At 60.8% G+C, this 21206-nt stretch carries 19 protein-coding genes, 4 tRNA genes and 1 pseudogene; 11 read left to right on the plus strand and 13 right to left on the minus strand.

Features of this window, described 5'->3' with window-relative positions; genetic code table 11:
• Positions 1-25 precede the first annotated feature (25 nt).
• On the minus strand, positions 26-973 hold the full coding sequence (locus ABEH28_RS16410) for an ABC transporter substrate-binding protein (RefSeq protein WP_282367598.1): 948 nt from the start codon (positions 971-973) through the stop codon (positions 26-28).
• 368 nt (positions 974-1341) lie between these two features.
• Here ABEH28_RS16410 and ABEH28_RS16415 point away from each other — a divergent pair, with 368 nt between their 5' ends.
• Both ABEH28_RS16415 and ABEH28_RS16420 read left to right on the plus strand, forming a co-directional pair.
• Positions 1342-1632: a type II toxin-antitoxin system ParD family antitoxin gene (locus ABEH28_RS16415; RefSeq protein ID WP_346630566.1), complete on the plus strand. Its 291-nt coding sequence runs from the start codon at positions 1342-1344 to the stop codon at positions 1630-1632.
• A pseudogene (locus tag ABEH28_RS16420) lies at positions 1629-1992 on the plus strand (type II toxin-antitoxin system RelE/ParE family toxin). The gene ABEH28_RS16415 and the pseudogene ABEH28_RS16420 overlap by 4 nt, the downstream one beginning before the upstream one ends.
• Positions 1993-2130: 138 nt before the next feature.
• Here the strand turns inward: ABEH28_RS16420 and ABEH28_RS16425 are convergent.
• The 4 genes from ABEH28_RS16425 to ABEH28_RS16440 all read right to left on the minus strand — a co-directional run bounded on the left by ABEH28_RS16425 (position 2131) and on the right by ABEH28_RS16440 (position 2542).
• Positions 2131-2206, minus strand: a tRNA-Gly gene (locus ABEH28_RS16425).
• A gap of 3 nt (positions 2207-2209) precedes the next feature.
• Positions 2210-2285 (minus strand) — tRNA-Glu (locus ABEH28_RS16430).
• 103 nt (positions 2286-2388) lie between these two features.
• Positions 2389-2464, minus strand: a tRNA-Gly gene (locus ABEH28_RS16435).
• Positions 2465-2466: 2 nt separating this feature from the next.
• A tRNA-Glu gene (locus ABEH28_RS16440) sits at positions 2467-2542 on the minus strand.
• Positions 2543-2806: 264 nt separating this feature from the next.
• On the opposite strand from ABEH28_RS16440, the gene ABEH28_RS16445 reads away from it, so the two are divergent.
• Positions 2807-3580 carry a hypothetical protein gene (locus tag ABEH28_RS16445; protein ID WP_192172765.1) on the plus strand — a complete coding sequence of 258 codons (774 nt, stop codon included), beginning with the start codon at positions 2807-2809 and terminating at the stop codon, positions 3578-3580.
• A gap of 48 nt (positions 3581-3628) precedes the next feature.
• Here ABEH28_RS16445 and ABEH28_RS16450 read toward each other — a convergent pair whose 3' ends face one another.
• Positions 3629-4111: a GAF domain-containing protein gene (locus ABEH28_RS16450; RefSeq protein WP_122535595.1), complete on the minus strand. Its 483-nt coding sequence runs from the start codon at positions 4109-4111 to the stop codon at positions 3629-3631.
• Positions 4108-5001 (minus strand): ATP-binding protein, encoded by an 894-nt coding sequence (locus ABEH28_RS16455; RefSeq protein ID WP_282367379.1) that lies wholly within the window; start codon positions 4999-5001, stop codon positions 4108-4110. The genes ABEH28_RS16450 and ABEH28_RS16455 overlap by 4 nt, the downstream gene beginning before the upstream one ends.
• Positions 5002-5087: 86 nt before the next feature.
• On the opposite strand from ABEH28_RS16455, the gene ABEH28_RS16460 reads away from it, so the two are divergent.
• Positions 5088-7406 (plus strand): ATP-binding protein, encoded by a 2319-nt coding sequence (locus tag ABEH28_RS16460; protein ID WP_346630567.1) that lies wholly within the window; start codon positions 5088-5090, stop codon positions 7404-7406.
• Between the two features lie 12 nt (positions 7407-7418).
• On the opposite strand, the gene ABEH28_RS16465 is transcribed toward ABEH28_RS16460, so the two are convergent.
• Positions 7419-7919: a glutathione peroxidase gene (locus tag ABEH28_RS16465; protein ID WP_346630568.1), complete on the minus strand. Its 501-nt coding sequence runs from the start codon at positions 7917-7919 to the stop codon at positions 7419-7421.
• A gap of 84 nt (positions 7920-8003) precedes the next feature.
• Positions 8004-8402 carry a peptide-methionine (R)-S-oxide reductase MsrB gene (msrB, locus tag ABEH28_RS16470; protein ID WP_346630569.1) on the minus strand — a complete coding sequence of 133 codons (399 nt, stop codon included), beginning with the start codon at positions 8400-8402 and terminating at the stop codon, positions 8004-8006.
• 192 nt (positions 8403-8594) lie between these two features.
• On the opposite strand from msrB, the gene ABEH28_RS16475 reads away from it, so the two are divergent.
• Together ABEH28_RS16475 and htpX are read left to right on the plus strand one after the other, a co-directional pair.
• Positions 8595-9806 (plus strand): pyridoxal phosphate-dependent aminotransferase, encoded by a 1212-nt coding sequence (locus ABEH28_RS16475; protein WP_065993069.1) that lies wholly within the window; start codon positions 8595-8597, stop codon positions 9804-9806.
• Between the two features lie 220 nt (positions 9807-10026).
• Positions 10027-10914, plus strand: coding sequence for a protease HtpX (gene htpX / locus ABEH28_RS16480; RefSeq protein WP_265388907.1), 888 nt, complete (start codon positions 10027-10029; stop codon positions 10912-10914).
• Between the two features lie 74 nt (positions 10915-10988).
• On the opposite strand, the gene ABEH28_RS16485 is transcribed toward htpX, so the two are convergent.
• A complete protein-coding gene (locus tag ABEH28_RS16485; protein ID WP_192172772.1) occupies positions 10989-11645 on the minus strand; it encodes a thiopurine S-methyltransferase in 657 nt (218 codons plus the stop codon).
• 105 nt (positions 11646-11750) lie between these two features.
• Between ABEH28_RS16485 and ABEH28_RS16490 the strand changes: the two genes are divergently transcribed.
• The 3 genes from ABEH28_RS16490 to ABEH28_RS16500 all read left to right on the plus strand — a co-directional run bounded on the left by ABEH28_RS16490 (position 11751) and on the right by ABEH28_RS16500 (position 14302).
• Positions 11751-12518 (plus strand): class III extradiol ring-cleavage dioxygenase, encoded by a 768-nt coding sequence (locus ABEH28_RS16490; protein ID WP_192172773.1) that lies wholly within the window; start codon positions 11751-11753, stop codon positions 12516-12518.
• Positions 12519-12932: 414 nt separating this feature from the next.
• Complete coding sequence (locus tag ABEH28_RS16495) at positions 12933-14072, plus strand: colicin E3/pyocin S6 family cytotoxin (protein WP_192172774.1); 1140 nt, start codon at positions 12933-12935, stop codon at positions 14070-14072.
• Positions 14069-14302: a hypothetical protein gene (locus ABEH28_RS16500; RefSeq protein WP_346630570.1), complete on the plus strand. Its 234-nt coding sequence runs from the start codon at positions 14069-14071 to the stop codon at positions 14300-14302. Before ABEH28_RS16495 ends, ABEH28_RS16500 begins: the two co-directional genes overlap by 4 nt.
• A gap of 172 nt (positions 14303-14474) precedes the next feature.
• Here ABEH28_RS16500 and ABEH28_RS16505 read toward each other — a convergent pair whose 3' ends face one another.
• The gene (locus tag ABEH28_RS16505) at positions 14475-16151 is read right to left on the minus strand and encodes a DEAD/DEAH box helicase (RefSeq protein ID WP_192172776.1); all 1677 of its coding nucleotides are present in this window, start codon (positions 16149-16151) and stop codon (positions 14475-14477) included.
• A 416-nt stretch (positions 16152-16567) separates the two neighbouring features.
• Here ABEH28_RS16505 and ABEH28_RS16510 point away from each other — a divergent pair, with 416 nt between their 5' ends.
• Entirely contained in the window at positions 16568-17359 is a 792-nt protein-coding gene (locus ABEH28_RS16510; protein ID WP_346630571.1) for a crotonase/enoyl-CoA hydratase family protein, read from the plus strand.
• Here the strand turns inward: ABEH28_RS16510 and ABEH28_RS16515 are convergent, their stop codons facing one another.
• Positions 17360-18115 (minus strand): spermidine synthase, encoded by a 756-nt coding sequence (locus ABEH28_RS16515; protein WP_192172778.1) that lies wholly within the window; start codon positions 18113-18115, stop codon positions 17360-17362.
• A 228-nt stretch (positions 18116-18343) separates the two neighbouring features.
• Between ABEH28_RS16515 and ABEH28_RS16520 the strand changes: the two genes are divergently transcribed.
• Positions 18344-19690 carry a 3-deoxy-7-phosphoheptulonate synthase class II gene (locus ABEH28_RS16520; protein WP_346630572.1) on the plus strand — a complete coding sequence of 449 codons (1347 nt, stop codon included), beginning with the start codon at positions 18344-18346 and terminating at the stop codon, positions 19688-19690.
• 237 nt (positions 19691-19927) lie between these two features.
• Here the strand turns inward: ABEH28_RS16520 and ABEH28_RS16525 are convergent, their stop codons facing one another.
• A complete protein-coding gene (locus ABEH28_RS16525) occupies positions 19928-21175 on the minus strand; it encodes a winged helix-turn-helix domain-containing protein (protein WP_346630573.1) in 1248 nt (415 codons plus the stop codon).
• Between the last annotated feature and the right edge of the window lie 31 nt (positions 21176-21206).

Raw genomic sequence — 21206 nt, forward strand, 5'->3', positions numbered from 1 at the left:
CCTGTGCGGTGACTGCCGTGATCGATCAACGCGCCGCTTGCGCCGACGCGTCAGCCCCGGCGTCAAGCGCAGCGGCAAAGGAGTCGTCGAACACAGTGCCAGCCGGATAGGACTTCGTCAGCCCCGCAGCGTTGAAAAAGTCGATGGTCTGCTGCGCCTGGGTTATGACCTGGGGTGAAATCGGCAGCACCACCGTCGCCGAACGCTCGAACCAGCCCCGCGCCACCTCGGGGTCGGCCTTGGACAGGACCGCCCACGCATTAGCGTACGTGTCGGTGTTCTGCTTGTTGGCGACCGACCAGGCCCGAGCTTTTTGCAGGCGCTGGAGGAAGTCGGTGATTTCCGGGCGCTTGTCTTTGATCGAGCGGTCATTGGCGACGACAAAGCTCTGCGCCGGGATCAGGTTTTGCGCGGTGGTGATCACCCGCCCGCCCTGGCGCTCCTGCTGAATCACGTAGGGATCCCACGTGGCGATGGCGTCAACCGAACCACCGTCCAGAGCATGGGAAGCGTCCAGCGCACTCAAATATCGATATTCCACCGCATCCCGCGCGATGCCGGCCTTGTCCAGCGCAGTCAGCATCAATTGCTGGCTCCACGAACCCTTCCAGATCGCCACCCGCTTGCCTTTAAGGTCGGCCACCGATTTGATCGGCGAATCCTTGCCCACCACGATCGCCACCCCCGCCAGGTTCTGCCGTGAAACGCCAATCACCTTGATGGGCGCCCCTAACGCGCCGAGAAACAACACCGGCGCATCACCCAGCAAGCCGACGTCGAGGCTGCCGGCATTCAGCGCTTCCGCGACGGGTGAGCCGGCGGTGAACTGTTTCCATTCCAGCGTGTAGGGCAAATCGTTGAGAACGCCAGCGGCTTCCATGACGGTTCGGGCGCCATAGCTTTGATCGCCCACCACCAGTTCTGCGGCATGCACCGCGCTGAGTGAGCCGGTGAATAGGAGAAGGGATAACACAGGGCGCAACAGAAGGGATTTGATCGACACAGGCAATCTCCGGGGAGGCTCCATCGGAACCGGATCATGAAATGAACGCCGGTCCGCCTGTGCGGTAGCCGATTCTTGGGCCTGCGCCGGGCGAAGCAGCGTCAGGGATCAGAACCATAGCATCGAACGTTATATTAAATAAATTCAATATAGTTATATGGAAATATGCGGAATGTGCAGGAAGCCGCGAAAATGCGTGAGCTTGATAAACCTAACGATTTTGCTTAAAGAAGTACGTATTGCATCACTCGCCGATCATCCCGAACCAGGCGACTACGGGGCAATGGCATAGTATGCCAACATTCATTGGGCTCACATCTCTCAACCTGGAGCGGACTATGGCTACGCGTAACGTTGTACTGACCACGCATCAGGAACAGGTAATTCACGAACTGGTCCAGTCCGGGCGGTACCAAAATGCCAGCGAAGTAATGCGCGAAGGACTGCGGCTGCTGGAACAGCGAATCGCTGAAGATACGGCAAAAGTTGAGGCCCTTCGCCAAGCCACCTCGATCGGTTTGATGGACCTTGAACACGGTCGCTTCACCGAACTCTACGAAGGCGACCTCAAGCAGTACCTCGAAGATTTGAGCGTTGAGGCCAATGTCGCCACACGCGCGAAGAACTGAGCAAGTCGCACTATCGTATATCCAGCGCAGCGCGCGCCGACATCATCGACACGCTTAAGCACTCTCAGGCGCAGTTTGGCGACCAAGCACAACAACGTCTATCAAGCCCTGATCCTTGAAGCGCTGCAGCTCATCGCTAACGCGCCCCACCGCATCGGCAGCTGTCAGCGGGATGAACTTGCACCGGGTCTTCGCAGCTTCCACCTCACTTACGCTCGCCAGCATGCCAGGCACAGCCATGGTCCAGTCAAAAGCCCGAGACATCTCGTGTTGTATCGTGTGGCTAAAGACGAAGCAATTGAGGTCGTCAGGCTGCTTCATGACGCTATGGAAGTGGAGTTGCATGTGCCACGAGCCTGATCCACTGCCCGCCAAGGCTACGCACTTGCTCACTCGCCGAAAATGAGGACGCTGCCTGCGCCACTTTAAGAGAGCTCATTTTCCTCAAATCCCGGACAAACAAAAACGCCGCTCTAGTGAGCGGCGTTTTTGAGAATTTGGAGCGGGAAACGAGACTCGAACTCGCGACCCCGACCTTGGCAAGGTCGTGCTCTACCAACTGAGCTATTCCCGCAAATGGCGTCCCCTAGGGGACTCGAACCCCTGTTACCGCCGTGAAAGGGCGGTGTCCTAGGCCACTAGACGAAGGGGACACAGCCTGGAAACACCATGGTGTTGTGTTCCAGTTCCAGAAACACATCCGAAGACGCTTTCTGGTTTCACTCAACTTCGCCCGAAAGCAAAGCTGCTTAAAAATGGAGCGGGAAACGAGACTCGAACTCGCGACCCCGACCTTGGCAAGGTCGTGCTCTACCAACTGAGCTATTCCCGCAATGGCGTCCCCTAGGGGACTCGAACCCCTGTTACCGCCGTGAAAGGGCGGTGTCCTAGGCCACTAGACGAAGGGGACACGCTACAACATTCACTCCCTGCTACGCTCTGCTGTGTGCTTTACGCTGCAAGTGGCGCGCATTCTATGGATGGATATAGGGGTCGTCAACCCCTCAGTGAAAATATATTCAAATCAATGACTTCGCCCTCTATTTAGGCAATGGACGGCCGATACACACGTGTCAGCCGCGATGGGGAATATCAGGCGGAGTGACAGGACCACCTTCCCGCGATAGTGGATAGCCACTACACTCGCGCAAATTACTTGACTGAGGCTTGTGCGGTGACACCACTCTTTATCACCTTCTTGGTTGTAGCAGGCATCGTGCTCCTCATTGCGGTGGGCTATCTGAATCATGTCGCAGAAGGCAAAAAGGTCGAGCGCGCGCGAAGCATGGTCGAGCTCAATGATCGGTTGCGTCGCTGCAGCGAGCTGTCGGAAACCTTCCCCGGTCAGCTGATGACACCGGCGCTCAAGCTGCTGCTGGTGCGCCTGGAGCTGAACGTGGTCAAGCGCCTGCTCGCTCTGGAAAAAAGGAACAACCCGAACCTTCAGGAACGCCAGGCTGAACTGGAAGCGCTGGTGGCCCAGGGTGACGCGATCACGGTCAGCAACCCGGCGAGCCCGATTCAGACCGAAGCCAAGGCCAAGGACGTGCGCTTTCTGTTAGAAGCCATGCACGGCCAGGTCACGCGAGCGGCCCACGATGGTTTCCTGCAAACGGCTGAAGCCAAGCACTGGATTCGCGAGATCCGCAATTTGCTGGTGCTGCTGCACATCGAGTTCTTCAACAACCTGGGCCAGCACGCGATGAGTCAGGAGCAGCCTGGCCAGGCCCGTCTGGCCTTTGAGCGCGGCGTTCAATACCTGAAAAATCAGCCTGAGCCCGCGCCGTGGAAAGCCCACTTGCAGGCCATGGAACGGCAACTGGCCAAGGCCAACTCCATGGTACTGGACACCATTGCACCGACTGAAGACGACAATAACGAGCTGACCGAAGGCTTGAAGGTCGTGGACGCCGACGCCGAGTGGAAAAAGAAAGCCATCTACGACTGATGGCTGATGCCTGACGCCCCGCGCAACACGGTGCGTCAGGACCTCATCTCAGCAATCGGTTGATTTCAGGAAAATCGCCGCCAGCCGCTCAATCCCCGCCTGATCTTCCTCGCTGAAGCGCCCGACACTCGGGCTGTCCAGATCCAGAACGCCAATCAGCTTTCCGTCCTTTATCAAAGGCACCACCACCTCGCTATTGGAAGCACTGTCGCAGGCGATGTGTCCGGGAAACTCATGGACATCGTGCACGCGCTGGGTTTCGCGGCTCTGTGCCGCCGTGCCGCAGACGCCCTTGCCGAACGGAATGCGCACGCAGGCGATCTGGCCCTGGAACGGACCCAGCACCAGCTCTTCGTTGCGATTGAGGTAGAAGCCTGCCCAGTTCAAGTCGTCGAGCTGGCTATAAAGGAAAGCCGAAAACTGCGCCGCATTGGCGATGAAGTCGCGCTCGTCGGCCAGCAGGGATTCCAGTTGTGCAGCCAGCAGGCGGTAGCCATCAAGGCCCTCCCCTGCAGAATTCAAATCGATCATGCGTCTTGCTCCAGCATTTTCAAACCTACCCAATAACGGGCGAACTGATACGCGCAACGACCGTTGCGGTTGCCACGGCCGGTCGCCCAGCGCACGGCGTGGATCTCAAGCGCTTCATCGCGCTGCCATTGCAGACCGGCCTTGGTCGCGAGCTCGCCAATCCAGTGTTCCACCACATCCAGGAAATGCTCCTGGGTGAAGGGATAAAACGAAAGCCAGAGCCCGAAGCGGTCCGACAACGCAATTTTGTCCTCGACCGCTTCGCTCGGGTGAATCTCGCCGTCGTCACCACGCTGCCAGTGAGCGTTATCGCTCTCCTTCTCCGGCACCAGATGACGGCGGTTGGACGTGGCGTACAGCAGGACGTTGTCCGGCGCTTGCTCCAGCGAACCGTCGAGCACGCTTTTGAGCACCCGGTAGTCGCCTTCACCGGATTCGAACGACAGGTCATCGCAGAACAGTACGAAGCGCTGGGGCAACTTCTGCAGTTGCTCGACCACACGCGGCAGATCGCCCAGATGATCGCGCTCGATCTCGATCAGGCGCAGACCGGCTTTGGCGTGCTCGGCCAGCAAGGCGCGGACCAGCGACGACTTGCCCGTGCCACGGGATCCCCAGAGCAGCGCATGGTTGGCAGGCAGGCCGTCGATGAACTGCTGGGTATTGCGGCCCAGTTGCTCGCGCTGGCGGTCGACGCCGATGAGGTCGGACAGGCGCATGTCCAGCGTGACTTCCAGCGGCATCAGGTAACCGCCGCGGCCTTCGTGCACCCAGCGCGCGGCCAGCGTCGTCTCCCAATCGACGGGCTGACGCACCGCCGGCAACAGAGGTTCGAGACGCGCCAGTACCGACTCGGCGCGCTCCAGAAATGCGTTCAATCGAGAATCCACGGTTTCTCCTTGATTTAACGGGTTAAAGCCCGGCCGCGATCGGCTATGCTTGCCATGCGACGGACACAAGAAGTGACAGTGCCTTTATGGATATACCGATCACCCACCGGCTGTCATTCAAACAGGCCCGTTTGACTGTGCTGATCGGCTTTGTATTGGGCACGCTGCTCAGCCTGTTTCAAATTGCCCTCGATTATGCCAGCGAAGACGCGTCCATCGATCGTGAAATTCGCTCCTTGCTGCAAATCAGCCACAACCCCGCCTCGCGTATTGCGTACAACCTGGACGCAGAACTGGCGCAAGAGCTGACCCTCGGCCTGCTGCACTCCCCGGCCGTGGTCGGCGCGCGGCTGACCGATAACAACAACGTTCAGCTCGCTGCCGTGTCTCGACCCTTGGCGAACAGCGCTTACCGGATGGTCAGTGATTTCCTGTTCGGCGGGAGTCGGCAGTTCGAAGACATGCTGCATCTGGACCACATGCCTGACGAGTCGATCGGCACCTTGCACCTGGACGTCGACACCTTCGCATTCGGCAGCCATTTCCTGCAGCGGGCCGTGATTACCCTGGTCAACGGCTTCGTGCGCAGCCTGGTGCTGGCCGGCCTGTTGCTGGCGCTGTTTTACTTCACCCTCACCAAACCGCTGACGGGCATGATCCGTGCGCTGTCCGAACGGGATCCGCGCAGCCCCGTTCAGCCGCCAGTGCCCTGCCCGCGCGGCCATGAGCAAGACGAAATCGGCGTGCTGGTGGCGGTCACCAATCGGCAGTTCGAGAGCGTGGCCAGTGAGTTCGCACGGCGGCGGGAGGCGGAAAACCGGCTCACCGATCATCTCAACGAGCTGGAAGACATCGTCTCCGCGCGCACCAATCAGCTCGAAGCCAGCAACGCCCGGCTCAGTCAGTCCAACGAAGAACTGCAGATCGCGCGCAGTACCGCGCTAGACATGGCCCACGCGCGCTCGGCGTTTCTGGCCCACATGAGCCATGAAATCCGCACGCCGCTCAATGGCTTGTTGGGCATGCTGGCGCTGTCGCTCGATGGCCCGCTGAGTGCGGAACAGCGCCAGCAGCTGTCCATCGCCCACGACTCGGGCAAGGTGCTGGTCGAACTGCTCAACGACATTCTCGACCTGTCGAAATTCGACGCCGGCCAGGTAGAGCTTGAGCGCATTCCGTTCGATCTCGCCGCCTTGATCGAAGACACCGCCAGCCTGCTGTCGCAAAACGCGGCGCCGAATGTCGAGCTGACCTGCCTGATCGACCCGCGCTTTCCGGCGTCCGTGCTGGGTGACCCGACCCGGGTGCGGCAGATCGTCAGCAATCTGCTCTCGAACGCGCTGAAGTTCACCCGAGCCGGCCGCGTGGACGTGCGCCTCAGTCAGCACGGCGGCCACGTGCGCATCGAGGTCTGCGACACCGGCATCGGCATCGCGCAGGACGCTCAGGCGAAAATCTTCCAGCCGTTTACCCAGGCCGAAGCCGCAATCACCCGGCAGTACGGCGGGACCGGCCTGGGACTGACCCTGACCCACAACCTGACCGATGCCATGAACGGGCAATTGAGTATCGAGTCCGCTGTCGGCGTCGGCAGCCGCTTTCGTGTGGACCTGCCGCTGCCGGCACACACGCCCCCGCTGCAATGGCCGTTGCTGAAGGGCAAGGTACTGGTGGCCAGCGACACAGGCAGCGGTTTGCTGGAAATGCTCAGCGGACTGCTGCCGGAATGGGGCGTTACCTGTCAGCCGCTGGCAGAAGGCGCGCCACCCGACGCCGACGCCGACCTGCTAATCACCGATTGCCCGCAATGCCTGGTGGCGATCCGCGAAGCGTGCACGGTGCCGGTGTTGCTGGTGACGGCGTACGGCAATTTCATGCCCGGCGAGCAGGTTGCGATCCTGGCACCGCTGCAGCAGCAGGCGCGGCCGTTGCCGCGCAACGTCCTGCATCAGAGCCTTGAGCGCATTCTGGATGCCGACGGTCAGGCAGGTATCAGCCACGAACAGGGTGGCCCCTCACCCACCCATCGGGCGCGTATTTTGCTGGTGGAGGACAACCCGGTTAATCAACTGGTGGCGAAGGGCATGCTCGGCAAGCTCGGCTGCGATGTGGTCATCAGCAGCAATGGCGCCGAGGCGCTGCAGCAACTCGAGCAGGACCAATTCGATCTGGTGCTGATGGACTGCAACATGCCAGTAATGAACGGCTACGACGCCACCCGACGAATCCGGGAAATCGGGCGCTGGTCGGATCTGCCGATCATCGCGCTAACGGCCAACGCGATGCCGGAAGAACGCGAACACTGCAAAGCCGCGGGCATGAGCGACTACCTGGCCAAGCCGTTTCGTCGCGAGGAATTGATGGCATTGCTGGATCAGTGGATCCCCGTGGAACAGCCGCATTAAAGGCTGCTTCGATCAACTGGTCGCGTGTTCTTTCAACAGCGCTTCGATGTCGGCCTTGATGTCTTCCGGCTTGGTCAATGGGGCATAACGCTTGACCAGCTTGCCGTCACGGCCCACCAGAAACTTGGTGAAGTTCCACTTGATGCCTTCCGAACCCAGCAGCCCCGGCGCGCGCTTCTTGAGCTGCACGAACAGAGGGTGGGCGTGGCTGCCGTTGACGTCGATCTTCTTGAACAGCGGAAAGCTCACCCCGTAGTTCAGTTCGCAAAAGTCGGAAATCGCGCCTTCGTTGCCCGGCTCCTGCTTGCCGAACTGGTTGCACGGAAAGCCCAGCACCACCAGCCCGCGATCCTTGTAGCCCTGCCACAACTCCTCAAGGCCCTTGTATTGCGGGGTGAAACCGCACTTGCTGGCGGTGTTCACCACCAATACCGCCTTGCCGCCGAAATCAGCCAGGGTCTTTTGCTCGCCCTTGATCGTTTGCACTGGAATGTTCAGCAGTTCGTCGCTCATGGCGATGCCTCGAAATTGTAAACCGCCAAGCTAGCGCGCCATTGTCCGGCGCGCTATCCCATTGTTGCCGGTGATAAGCCTGCATCAGGCGCTGCGCGGCACCAGGTCCAGGCACACGGAGTTGATGCAATAGCGCAGACCGGTGGGCGGCGGACCGTCCGGGAACACGTGGCCGAGGTGAGCATCGCATTTGCTGCAGACCACTTCGGTGCGGATCATGCCGTGACTGACGTCGCGCTCTTCGACCACTGCACTCCCTTCAAGCGGCGCGTAGAAGCTCGGCCAGCCGCAACCCGAATCGAACTTGGTCTTCGAATCGAACAGGGGCTCGTTGCAGCAGATGCAATGGTAAATGCCGTCGGTCTTGGTCTCGTTGTATTTGCCACTGAATGGACGCTCAGTGCCCTTCAGCCGGCAGACGTTGTACTGCTCCGGATCGAGCATCGCTTTCCATTCTTCAAGGGTTTTATCCAGCTTAGCCACGGGTAGACCTCCGTACATGAAAAAGCCCGATCTGTGTCTTTTCCACGGATCGGGTGGCACGTATGATTGCGCCTTCGTTGGACGCCAGTCTGTCACCCGCGTTTCTCGCGTACAAACCCATTTTGATGGCGTCATGCTCAGCGGTCTGCGCTTCTTCACACAGCGGGCCGTCTCTTTTCGGGACCAATCACCATGCAGTTCAGCAAATCGAACAAGCTCGCCAACGTCTGCTACGACATTCGCGGGCCGGTGCTCAAGCACGCCAAGCGCCTGGAAGAGGAAGGCCATCGCATCCTCAAGCTGAACATCGGCAACCCGGCGCCGTTTGGTTTCGAGGCGCCGGACGAAATCCTGCAGGACGTGATCCGCAACCTGCCCATGGCTCAGGGATACAGCGATTCGAAAGGTCTGTTCAGCGCGCGCAAGGCGGTGATGCAGTACTACCAGCAGAAGCAGGTCGAAGGTGTCGGCATCGAAGACATCTATCTGGGCAATGGCGTCTCGGAACTGATCGTGATGTCGATGCAGGCCTTGCTCAATAACGGCGACGAAGTACTGGTGCCGGCGCCGGACTACCCGCTGTGGACCGCAGCCGTGGCATTGTCCGGTGGCAACCCGGTGCATTATCTGTGCGACGAGCAGGCCAACTGGTGGCCTGATCTGGAAGACATGAAGGCCAAGATCACGCCGAACACCAAGGCCATGGTGATCATCAACCCGAACAACCCGACCGGCGCCGTCTATTCCCGTGAAGTGTTGCTGGGGATGCTGGAGATTGCCCGTCAGCACAATCTGGTGGTCTTCTCCGACGAAATCTACGACAAGATTCTTTACGACGACGCCGTGCACATCTGCACCGCGTCTCTGGCTCCAGACTTGTTGTGCCTGACCTTCAACGGGCTGTCGAAATCCTACCGCGTGGCGGGTTTCCGTTCGGGCTGGATCGCCATTTCCGGGCCCAAGCACAACGCAGTCAGCTATATCGAAGGCATCGATATCCTGGCAAACATGCGGCTGTGTGCCAACGTGCCCAGCCAGCACGCGATCCAGACCGCCCTGGGTGGCTATCAGAGCATCAATGACCTGATCCTGCCGCCGGGCCGCTTGCTGGAACAGCGCAACCGGACCTGGGAATTGCTCAACGACATCCCGGGCGTCAGTTGCGTGAAACCGATGGGCGCGTTGTACGCCTTCCCGCGCATTGACCCGAAAGTCTGCCCGATCCACAACGACGAGAAGTTCGCGCTGGACCTGTTGCTCTCGGAAAAACTGCTGATCGTTCAGGGTACGGCATTCAACTGGCCGTGGCCGGACCACTTCCGCGTGGTGACGCTGCCGCGGGTGGATGACCTGGAACAGGCCATTGGCCGGATCGGCAATTTTCTGAAGACTTACAAGCAGTAACGGACCTGATGGAGCCGGCTCGCAGGTGCCCTCCTGCAAGCCGGCTCCGGCCGATTCAGGCGCAATCGCTCTGCCCTCACCCTCTCGCCGATGACTCTTATCGACGGGGCGACAGCAAACGACACAGTTTGAAATGATCGCCCGGTTGAATACGCTCCGACATCACCTTATATACCCCCGCAGTACGTTACATATTCTTCCTGAGGAGAAACTCTTAACCATGATGCGCATTTTGCTGTTTTTGGCCACTAACCTTGCGGTCGTGCTGATTGCCAGCATCACCCTGAGCCTTTTTGGCTTCAACGGGTTCATGGCGGCCAACGGGGTTGATCTGAACCTCAGTCAGCTGCTGATCTTCTGCGCTGTGTTCGGTTTCGCCGGTTCGCTGTTCTCGCTGTTCATCTCCAAGTGGATGGCGAAGATGAGCACGGGCACCGAGATCATTACCCAACCCCGCACCCGCCATGAGCAATGGCTGCTGCAGACCGTAGAACAACTGTCCCGCGATGCGGGCATCAAGATGCCGGAAGTGGGTATTTTCCCCGCCTACGAGGCCAACGCCTTTGCCACCGGCTGGAACAAGAACGACGCGCTGGTTGCGGTGAGTCAGGGCCTGCTGGAGCGCTTTTCGCCCGATGAAGTGAAGGCGGTGCTGGCTCACGAGATCGGTCACGTGGCCAACGGCGACATGGTCACGCTGGCGCTGGTCCAGGGCGTGGTCAACACCTTCGTCATGTTCTTCGCACGGATCATCGGCAACTTCGTCGACAAGGTGATCTTCAAGAACGAAGAAGGCCGTGGCATCGCGTTCTACATCGCGACCATCTTTGCCGAAATCGTGCTGGGCTTCCTCGCCAGCGCCATCGTCATGTGGTTCTCGCGCAAGCGTGAATACCGCGCCGACGACGCCGGTGCCCGGCTGGCCGGTACGGGCGCGATGATCAGCGCTCTGCAGCGTCTGCGTTCGGAACAGGGCGTTCCGGTGCAAATGCCTGAGAGCATGACGGCGTTCGGCATCAACGGTGGTTTGAAGCACGGCCTGGCCGGGCTGTTCATGAGCCACCCGCCGCTGGAAGAACGCATCGAGGCGCTTCGTCGCCGCGGTTGATTCCGTGATAGCTGCAACGAAAAAGGGCGACATGAAGTCGCCCTTTTCTTTTATGCTCGTTTCTTGGTGCTGTGCTATCGGCGATACAGCCGATACGCATATTCCATCAGGGACGTCGCGCCCGCCTGCTTGAACTTCACGCCCTGCTCCAGCACATCCAGATCCCCGACGCGCTTGACCCGCCAATCGGGGGACAACAGCTGCAGCACCTCATCCTCATCCACCGAGAACGGCGGACCGGCGATCAGCGACTGATCATAGTCCAGCGTCACCAGTAAGCCGCAGGCGTCGTTCGACAGTAAGTTATTGAGCTGTTTGACGTAACGCCAGCGCAAGTCCGGTGGCAGCGCGATCAGGGCGGCTCGGTCGTAGAATGCGGTGCAGTCACCAACGTCTTCGGGCTTGAGGGCAAAGAAGTCGCCGCACCAGATCTCGCAGCCCTCCGCACGATAAAGCTTAAGCGCGCCACGCTCCTCGAGCGTCGGCTGCAAGCCGTTCTCGCTGAAGAATCCCGCCACCGCTATCTCAGACAATTCCGCGCCCACCACGTGAAAACCCTGGTTGAGCAGCCAGACCATGTCGATGCTTTTGCCGCACAACGGCACCAGCACGCGTTCCCCCGGCATGGCGGTGAGCTCTGGCCACAGGCGCAACAGGTGCGAATTCACAGACGCCTGATTGAAACCGATCTGATTGATCGCCCAGCGCTCATGCCAAAAACGCGGCTCCATAGACACTCCTGATATCCCGATCAAAACGGACAAAAACTTATATTAGATTTAGATGGATGTACTGCCCGATCATGCCACTCACCTTATACGCTCCGGACACTGCAAATGCTGCCTACCCTGTTCATTTCCCACGGCTCGCCTATGCTTGCGCTCGAACCGGGCGAAAGCGGGCCTGCACTCGCGCGTCTGGCCGCCGCCCTGCCGCGGCCCAAGGCCATCGTGATTGTCTCGGCGCACTGGGAAAGCAATGAACTGCTGGTCAACGGCAATCCCCAGCCGGAGACCTGGCATGACTTCGGCGGCTTCCCTCCTGAACTCTTCGCCGTGCAGTATCCGGCGCCCGGCATGCCGGAGCTGACTCACCGCGTGCTGGAACTGTTGGCGGAGGCGGACCTGCCGGCGCGCATGAACACCCAACGGCCGTTCGACCATGGGGTCTGGGTGCCGCTGTCGTTGATGTACCCGCAGGCGGACATCCCCATCGTGCAGGTTTCACTGCCCTCGCGCATGGGCCCTGCCCTGCAGACGAAGGTGGGGCAGGCATTGAACCGACTGCGCGAGGAGAGCGCGTTGCTGATCGGTTCGGGGAGCATCACCCATAACTTGCGAGAGCTGGACTGGCAGGCGGGGCCGGAAAGCATCACGCCGTGGGCCTTGGTGTTCCGCGACTGGATGGTGGACAAGCTGGCGGCGGACGACCTTGAAGCCCTGCACGACTATCGAAACCAGGCGCCGCACGCTGCGCGCAATCACCCGACGGATGAACACCTGCTGCCGCTGTATTTCGCGCGGGCGGCGGGCGGGGAATTCAGTATTGAGCACCAGGGCTTCACCATGGGTGCGCTGGGGATGGACATTTATCGGTTTGGTTGAGGAGCGCTGATTCAGCTCCGTAGCACTGGCTTTAGCCGGGAAGAGGCCAGCTCAGGCGCCATTAGTTATGTGGTGTGCCATCTGACGCTTTACCAGCTAAAGCCGGTCCCGCAGAGATCCAAAGCTTGATGGCGGCGTACCAGATACGCCCCACGCGTCTACCTGTTCAAGTTCAGACGGCAGCTCCAGCCCGGACGACGCGGACTCATGTGGGACCGGCTTTAGCCGGGAAGAGGCCAGCTCAGTCGACATCAATTATGTGGTGTGCCATCTGACGCTTTCCCGGCTAAAGCCGGTCCCACTGACATCAAAAGCCTGTCGGCACGGCAACATCCCGTAACCGCCCTACCGTTGACCACTCGTCGGACCGCCTGCATCCTGCGCCGCCTTAAATTGGCGGACATCAGGAAGGTCATGTTCAAGGACGATAAAGAAGATCCCTTTTGGGCTAACTCGATCTTCGAAGGCACTACGCTTCCCAACGGAGGCGCGTCGTGGGCAGCGTGGAATCCGCCTCCCGAACCCGTGCGGGTGCCCACTCCGATGCCAGAGCGCTGGCCGGCCCCGAAGGAGCGCACGGACAAGGTCTTCGCCAAATCCTGCACCGGGGAATGGTGCAGCACTGACGCCGGCACTGAGGTAGAGCCCGCCTCCAACTTCGGCGCGATCATGATGGCGGGCGCCATGCTGCTGCCCTCCGCCTCCAACGCCATTGCCGCCGCACTCGGCGCAGACATGGGACTGGGCCGCATGGCCGGTGGCGGCATCATGCAACGCAGCCACACTTGGCTGCTTCGCGGAGCCGGCGGACCGGCGAGTCTCTTCATCGTGGGCATGCTCCCGGCGAAGATGGGCGACGGCACGCTCTACACCGACGACGAATTGCGCAACCTGACTCAGGCGACCACAAGGGTGCGCTTTCAGTTGCGCCGTGATGCCGAAGGCGAGTTGCAGATTTACGGCATCCATTCCAAGGCATCCGGCGACGATTCGGTCCGCACCGTGCAAGCCCGCTGGAATGCCGACAAAAGCGCGATGGAAGCCCATCTCAACGGCGTCACCATTCTCATGACGCCCCGCCGAGGTCGATACGGGACGCTGGAACCGCTGGTCTACCCTGAAAACAGCGATGCCCGTTTAGGCACCATTCTCGTCCACCCGATCCCGGACGACGCCGACAGCCAGCTCGAAGGCCTCCCCGGCGACGACATCACCGCAGAAGACTGCATCCTGGTCTTCCCCGCTGATTCGGGGCTGAGGTCGATGTATGTGGTGTATGCGCGGCCTTTTAATGGGGATCATGGGTATCATCCGCCTCCGAAAGAGCTCGCGGCATTTCCCGATGCAAAGGTTGCGCCTCGGAAGACGTCGATCAAGGGCGGTGGAGGTCTGCGCAAACGGTGGAAAACCCAGGCAGGCGAGATTTTCGAATGGGACAGCCAGCACGGGACAGTTGAAAAATACAACAAGCGAGGAAAACACTTGGGAGAGTTCGACGTAGAAACAGGCACTCAAACCAAAAGTGCAGACAGCACACGCGAGGTTGAACCTTGAAATACATCGTTGAAGTATTCGACAGAGAGAGCGAACTGCTGGAGCTTGAAATCAGCCTGCCGGAGGGATGCGATGCCGACCTGAGCGACATCATGGGATGGTTGAATCCACAACGTGGCGACGAAGGTTACAACCTGAATCCTCAGCAGGCTTTAGCGATTGAGGCGTTGGCTGGCAGGAAATTCTTTGATGACCGCCATATTTGCCAACTCACCTGCAACGTCGAATGACGGTCTATTGAAGATGACACGCATCAGAGACTTTCATGGGCGAGCGGGTCGCTTTAACGGTCAGTCCCATTCACGCAGTCTGTATTTACTTGTTGGCCATACAGTTTGAACACAAAAAAAATCCCCGAACCAGTCGGGGATTTTTTATTCAGACGATCAGCTCAAGAGCAGATCAGTCCTCGCGATAGCGACGCAGCTTCAGCTGCTTGCCGGCAACGCGGGTGTCTTTCAGCTTGGCCAGCAGGCGCTCGAGGCCGTCTTCCGGCAGCTCGACGAGGCTGAAGCTGTCACGCACCTGGATGCGACCGATTGCTTCGCGAGCCAGACCACCTTCGTTGAGGATGGCGCCCAGCAGGTTTTTCGCAGCGATGCCATCACGGGCACCCAGCGCGGTACGGCAGCGAGCACGGCCTTCGGCCAACGGCACCGGGGCACGACGTTCGCGGTCGCCACGATCAGGACGATCGCCGGCTGGACGCTCAGGACGATCACCACGTGGCGCGTTGTTCGGCACCAATGGACGTTCTTTCTCGATCGCGCTCAGGGTCAGCGCCTGACCATTGGTGGCCTTGCGCAGCAGAGCAGCGGCCAGGGCACGCGGGGTGCAACCGATGTCGGCAGTCAGGCGGTCCAGCAATTCGCCATGGCTTGCTTCGGCATCAGCGACCAGCGGCGACAGGCTGTTGGTCAGTTTCTTGATGCGGGCATCGAGAACGGCCTGGGAATCCGGCAGGCGGACTTCGGCGATTTTCTGACCAGTCATGCGCTCGATCACTTGCAGCATGCGACGCTCACGCGGCGTTACCAGCAACAGCGCGCGACCTTCGCGACCGGCACGGCCAGTACGGCCGATACGGTGAACGTAGGCTTCCGGGTCGTACGGCATATCAACGTTGAACACGTGAGTGATACGCGGAACGTCCAGACCACGGGCAGCAACGTCAGTCGCAACAACGATGTCCAGACGGCCATCCTTGAGGGAGTCGATGACGCGTTCACGCTGGTTCTGGGCGATGTCGCCGTTCAGCGCAGCAGCCTTGTAGCCTTTGGCTTCAAGGGCGCTGGCCAGGTCCAGAGTGGCCTGTTTGGTGCGCACGAACATGATCAGGGCGTCGAAATCTTCGACTTCCAGCAGGCTCAGAACGGCAGAGGTCTTCTGGTCAGCGTGAACCAGCAGGTGAGCCTGCTCGATCGCGGTGACGGTCTGGGTCTTGCTCTGGATCTTGACGTGTTTCGGGTCTTTCAGGTGACGCTCGGCGATCGCGCGGATCGACTGCGGCAGGGTCGCCGAGAACAGTACGGTCTGACGCGTCTCAGGCATGGCCTTGAAGATGACTTCGAGGTCATCCATGAAGCCCAGCTTGAGCATTTCGTCGGCTTCGTCGAGAACCAGGTGGTTCACGGTCGCCAGGACTTTCTCGTCACGACGCAGGTGGTCGCACAGACGGCCCGGGGTAGCGACGACGATTTGAGCGCCGTTACGAATGGCTTTCAGCTGCGGGCCCATCGGCGCGCCGCCGTAGACAGCCACAACGGTCACGCCCGGCATTTGCTTGGCGTAGGTTTCGAACGCGGTGGCCACTTGCAGGGCCAGCTCACGAGTCGGCGCGAGGATCAGCGCTTGCGGCTCGCGTTTCGTCGGGTCGATCAGGCTCAGAATGGGCAGAGCGAAGGCGGCGGTTTTACCGGTACCTGTCTGCGCCTGACCGATCATGTCGTGACCAGCGAGAATAATCGGGATCGATTGCTGCTGAATGGCCGAAGGCTCTTCGTAGCCGGTAGCGATAACAGCTGCAAGAATGGTCGGGTGAAGGTTAAGAGCGGCGAAGCCGCCGGATTCCTGGGTCATGGGTCTGCCTCTGAGTGCATCCGCAAAGACCCATGCTTCAAAGCTGCGCGTGCCGTGTAAGACCCTAGAGTCACCCTGGCTGCTTTGTCGGCGGGGATTTGCGAAAACGTATTGATGAATGGATCGTCATGGGGTGGTTCGTGACCGAACCGGTTCGAGAAGATGGCTTCGCGAACCTAAACCGTGACGAGGGCCCTATGAAAGGCCGGCGCGCACTATACCGGAATTGCTGAAACAAGTGAGGATTTTTTTTGCGAAACAGCCCCTTGCGGCCAACTGTCACAGGCTTTGCGCAAAGCTGCGTCAGTGTCTACTTTTCAAGTGCCCGGTATCGGTTGCGAGCAGAGCTTAAACGATTCACCCAGACAGTGCGACACCCCACCCTCCCTTTCTCCTCATCTGCAGGACATAGCGACATGCCCTCTTCGATCAAAGGCCACGTCAGCCGGGAACAGCGCGGCGCAATCATGCTCATCGGCCTGGACCGGGTCGCCAAACGCAACGCCTTCGACTTGAACATGCTCAATCAACTGAGCCTGGCCTACGGCGAGTTCGAGCGTAACGACCAGGCACGGGTCGCGGTGGTGTTTGCCCATGGCGAGCATTTCACCGGCGGGCTCGATCTGGTTGAGGCCGGGCCGGCGTTGAGAGAGGGCTGGACGCTGCCGCCCGGCGGTCACGATCCCTGGGGGCTGTCGAGCGGTCCGCGGGTCAGCAAGCCGGTGATCGTCGCGGCCCAGGGCTGGTGCCTGACAATGGGCATCGAGCTGATGCTCGCGTCCGATATCAATTTGTGCGCGAGCAATGCCCGCTTCGCCCATCTGGAAGTGCAGCGCGGCATTTTTGCCTGCGCCGGCGCGACTCTGCGGCTGCACCAGATCGCAGGTTGGGGCAATGCCATGCGCTGGCTTTTGACGGGCGATGAATTCGACGCCCACGAAGCCTGCCGCATGGGCCTGGTGCAGGAAGTGATGGCACCCGAGGACCTTCTGCCCTCGGCGCTGCGCCTGGCCCAACACATTGCCGACCGCGCACCGTTGGGGATTCGCACCACTCTGGAGTCCGCGCGTCAGGCGCTGCTCGAAGGTGAGAACGTGGCGGCCGAGGCGTTGCCGGCGCTGGTCCGGCGGGTGCTCGACAGCGAGGACGCCAAAGAAGGCCTGCAGGCGCTGCTGGAAAAACGCCCGCCGCTGTTCAGGGGTTGCTGATCAGGTCGCAGGCCGCAGCGTCTTGATCAGCGGCAACAGCGAATAGCCCAGGTGCGGCGCGAGGTTTTCGGCGCGCAGGGTCAGGGCGTCGATGTCCAGCGTCTGGTCCAGGTCGGCAGGCACGATGAGGATGACGTTGCCCTCCTTCACCGGCAGCTCCCAGTAATGACGGTGGTACAAACCGCGCAGCAGCGCCGCGCCCAAAGGTTTGCCATCGTCCGACGCCCACTGATTGATGATCAGCCAGCCGCCGGGGTTGAGGCGCTGTTGGCATTTCTCGAGAAACCCCCAGGCCAGATGGCCCACGGCGGGACCGGTGTCGGTGTACAGGTCGACGAAGATCAGGTCCGCGTCTTCGGCGGTCGGCAGCAGATCGAGCGCATCGCCGATGCGCACATACAACCGCGGATCGTCCTGCAGGCCCATGTATTCCATGGCCAGACGCGGCACGTCAGGGCGCAGTTCGATGGCCTCGACGTCGTCCAGGGGCAGAAATTTCAGGCACGCCTGGGTCAGCGTGCCCGCGCCCAGCCCCATGAACAGCGCGCTTTCCGGGGCCGGATGGCACAGGGCGCCAATGAACATGGCGCGGGTGTAGTCGTATTCGAGCCAGGCCGGATCGGCCGTGAACGTGCAGCTCTGCTCGATGGCGTCACCGAACTCCAGGAAGCGGTAATCGGCCACTTCAAGTACACGGATCTTGCCGAATTCGTCGTGAACTTCGGCCAACACGTGCTCTACGCGTTCCTCGGTCATTGCTGTTCTCGTGCCCATGGTCAGAGTGATTCGGGATCGCCCCCGCAGGGATCGGCCTCGCCGCACTCAGCGATCGCCGTAGCCGCGCGGCGGACCTCGGGTGCAGACGGGCGCAATAGGCGCCCCGGAAAAGCGCGGATTGTCGGCGAATCGCGCCCCGCAGGTCACGCAAATTCTCGGGGTGAGCTGCTAACATGCCTGTCCGATCGCACTGACTTCGAGTTCAACATGAGCCAACCCTGGAGCCCCGACAGCTGGCGGAACCTGCCTATCCAGCAGCAACCTCAATACCCTGACGCCGACCATGTTCGCCGTGTCGAGCAGACCCTCGCCAGCTATCCCCCGCTGGTGTTTGCCGGGGAAGCACGCGAGCTGCGCCGGCAGTTTGCCGAGGTGACCGAGGGCCGGGCTTTTCTGCTGCAGGGTGGCGACTGCGCCGAGAGCTTCTTCGAGTTTTCCGCTGCAAAAATCCGCGACACCTTCAAGGTGCTGCTGCAAATGGCGATCGTCATGACCTTTGCCGCCGGCTGCCCGGTGGTCAAGGTCGGGCGCATGGCGGGGCAATTCGCCAAACCGCGGTCTTCCAACGACGAGACAATAGACGGCATCACGCTGCCGGCCTATCGCGGCGACATCGTCAACGGCATCGGTTTCGACGAGAAGAGCCGCGTGCCCGACCCGGATCGTCTGCTGCAGGCGTATCACCAGTCCACCGCGACCCTCAATCTGCTGCGCGCTTTCGCCCAGGGCGGTTTCGCCGACCTGCATCAAGTGCACAAGTGGAACCTGGATTTCATCGCCAACTCGGCGCTGTCGGACAAATACAGCCAGCTCGCCGATCGCATCGACGAGACCCTGGCGTTCATGCGCGCTTGCGGCATGGACACCTCGCCGCAGCTGCGCGAAACCAGTTTCTTCACCGCCCACGAAGCGCTGCTGCTGAATTTCGAAGAAGCCTTCGTTCGCCGCGACAGCCTGACCAATGAATTCTACGATTGCTCGGCGCACATGCTGTGGATTGGCGACCGCACGCGGCAACTGGATGGCGCTCACGTGGAATTCCTGCGCGGCGTGAAGAACCCGATCGGCGTCAAGGTCGGCCCGAGCATGAACACCGATGACCTGATTCGCCTGATCGATATCCTCAACCCGGACAACGATCCGGGCCGCCTGAACCTGATTGCGCGCATGGGCGCCAGCAAGGTCGGCGACCATTTGCCGGGGCTGATCCGTGCCGTGGAGCGCGAAGGCAAGAAGGTGCTGTGGAGTTCGGACCCGATGCACGGCAACACGATCAAGGCCAGCAGCGGTTACAAGACCCGCGACTTCGCCCAGATCCTGGCGGAAGTGAAGCAGTTCTTTCAGGTGCATCAGGCGGAAGGGACCTACGCCGGTGGCATCCACATCGAGATGACCGGTCAGAACGTCACCGAATGCATCGGCGGCGCGCGTCCGATTACCGAAGATGGCTTGTCGGACCGCTACCACACCCACTGCGATCCACGGATGAATGCCGATCAGTCGCTGGAACTGGCGTTTTTGATTGCCGAGACGTTGAAGCAGGTGCGCCGGTAAAGGGGTTGGTGCGTCTGTAGGACTGGCTTTAGCCGGGAACGCGCCGGATGTCACACCATAGAATTGTGGGTGCTCGCGCTGGCCCCTTCCCGGCTGAAGCCGGTCCCACAACGGCGCGCTATTTCTGTAGGACTGGCTTTAGCCGGGAAAGCGTCGGATGTCACACCCTAGAATTGAGGGTGCTCGCGCTGGCCCTTTCCCGGCTGAAGCCGGTCCTACAAAATCAGGCAGCTGCCGTCACAGATGATCGAAGCCGCTGGCCACGAACGCCTCCCGCAAGCGCGCCGCACTGGCGCGCTGGCAGTTGATCAGCACATCTGGCAATTCCAGCCAGTTGGCCAGTTGCCGCAAGTGGAATGCGAGGGCGTGCATGCCTTCGTCATCCAGTCCGGGTTGCTCTTCGTGAACCCCATGAACTGCCAGACGCCCCGCCGCCCTTTCAGCCCGCAAGTCGATGCGCGCGGCGATGCGTTCGTTGTGCAGAAACGGCAGCACGTAATAGCCGTAAACCCGCTTGTGCGCCGGGGTGTAGATCTCCAGCCGGTAGTGGAAATCGAATAGCCGCTCGGTGCGCGCCCGCTCCCAGATCAGTGAATCAAACGGCGACAGCAACGCGCTGACGGCAATCTTGCGCGGCACGGTCAGACCCGGAAGGGCGTACGCCGGTTGCTTCCAGCCCTGCACCTGAACCCGCTGAACCGCGCCCTCCTCCACCAGCTCCGCCAACCCGCGCTTGGCCGGTGCCGGGTCCTGCCGAAAATAATCGCGGACGTCCTTTTCGGTACCCACGCCCAGCGCTTTGACGGCATGCAGCAACAGGCCCCGTTGGGCATCGGACTCCTCGACGTCAGGGTGATTGACGACCGCCGACGGCAGAACCCGCTCGGGCAAATCGTACAGCCGCTCGAAACCGCGACGGCCGGCAACCGTCACCTCACCCGCTGCAAACAACCATTCCAGCGCATGCTTTTCGGCGCTCCAGTCCCACCAGGGTCCGGCGCGATCCTGCCGGGTGCTGATGCTGCCCGCGCCCAACGCACCCTGCTCGCGGACGGTCTGCAACACCCGGGCGATAACGGTCTGCTGCTCGCGGCCAAACTTCGCCAGTTGCTGATAAATGCCCTCGCCCTGGGACGCGCGCTGCATCCGCCAGCGCATCAGCGGGTACAGCTCGACCGGCAGCAACGACGCCTCGTGGCCCCAGTATTCAAACAGATTGCGGTGCCGACCCTGGCTCCACGCCGCCTGCTCCAGCAATGTGCGCGAATAAGGGCCGAGCCGGGAAAACAGCGGCAAGTAGTGCGATCGCACCAGCGCATTGACCGAATCGATCTGCAGCACGCCGAGTCGTTGGATCAGTTGCGTGACGTGCGCCGCCTTGATCGTCGCAGGCGGCTGGCGACTGTTAAAACCTTGGGCGGCCAGCGCCAGACGGCGCGCGTGCTTGAGGGAAAGTGGCGGGTTGATCGGCGGTTCGGCGGGCATTTCGACCTCCATGGCGGTGCCCAACGCTAAC

The sequence above is a fragment of the Pseudomonas sp. Ps21-P2 genome (assembly GCF_039672565.1).
Taxonomy (GTDB): Bacteria; Pseudomonadota; Gammaproteobacteria; order Pseudomonadales; family Pseudomonadaceae; genus Aquipseudomonas.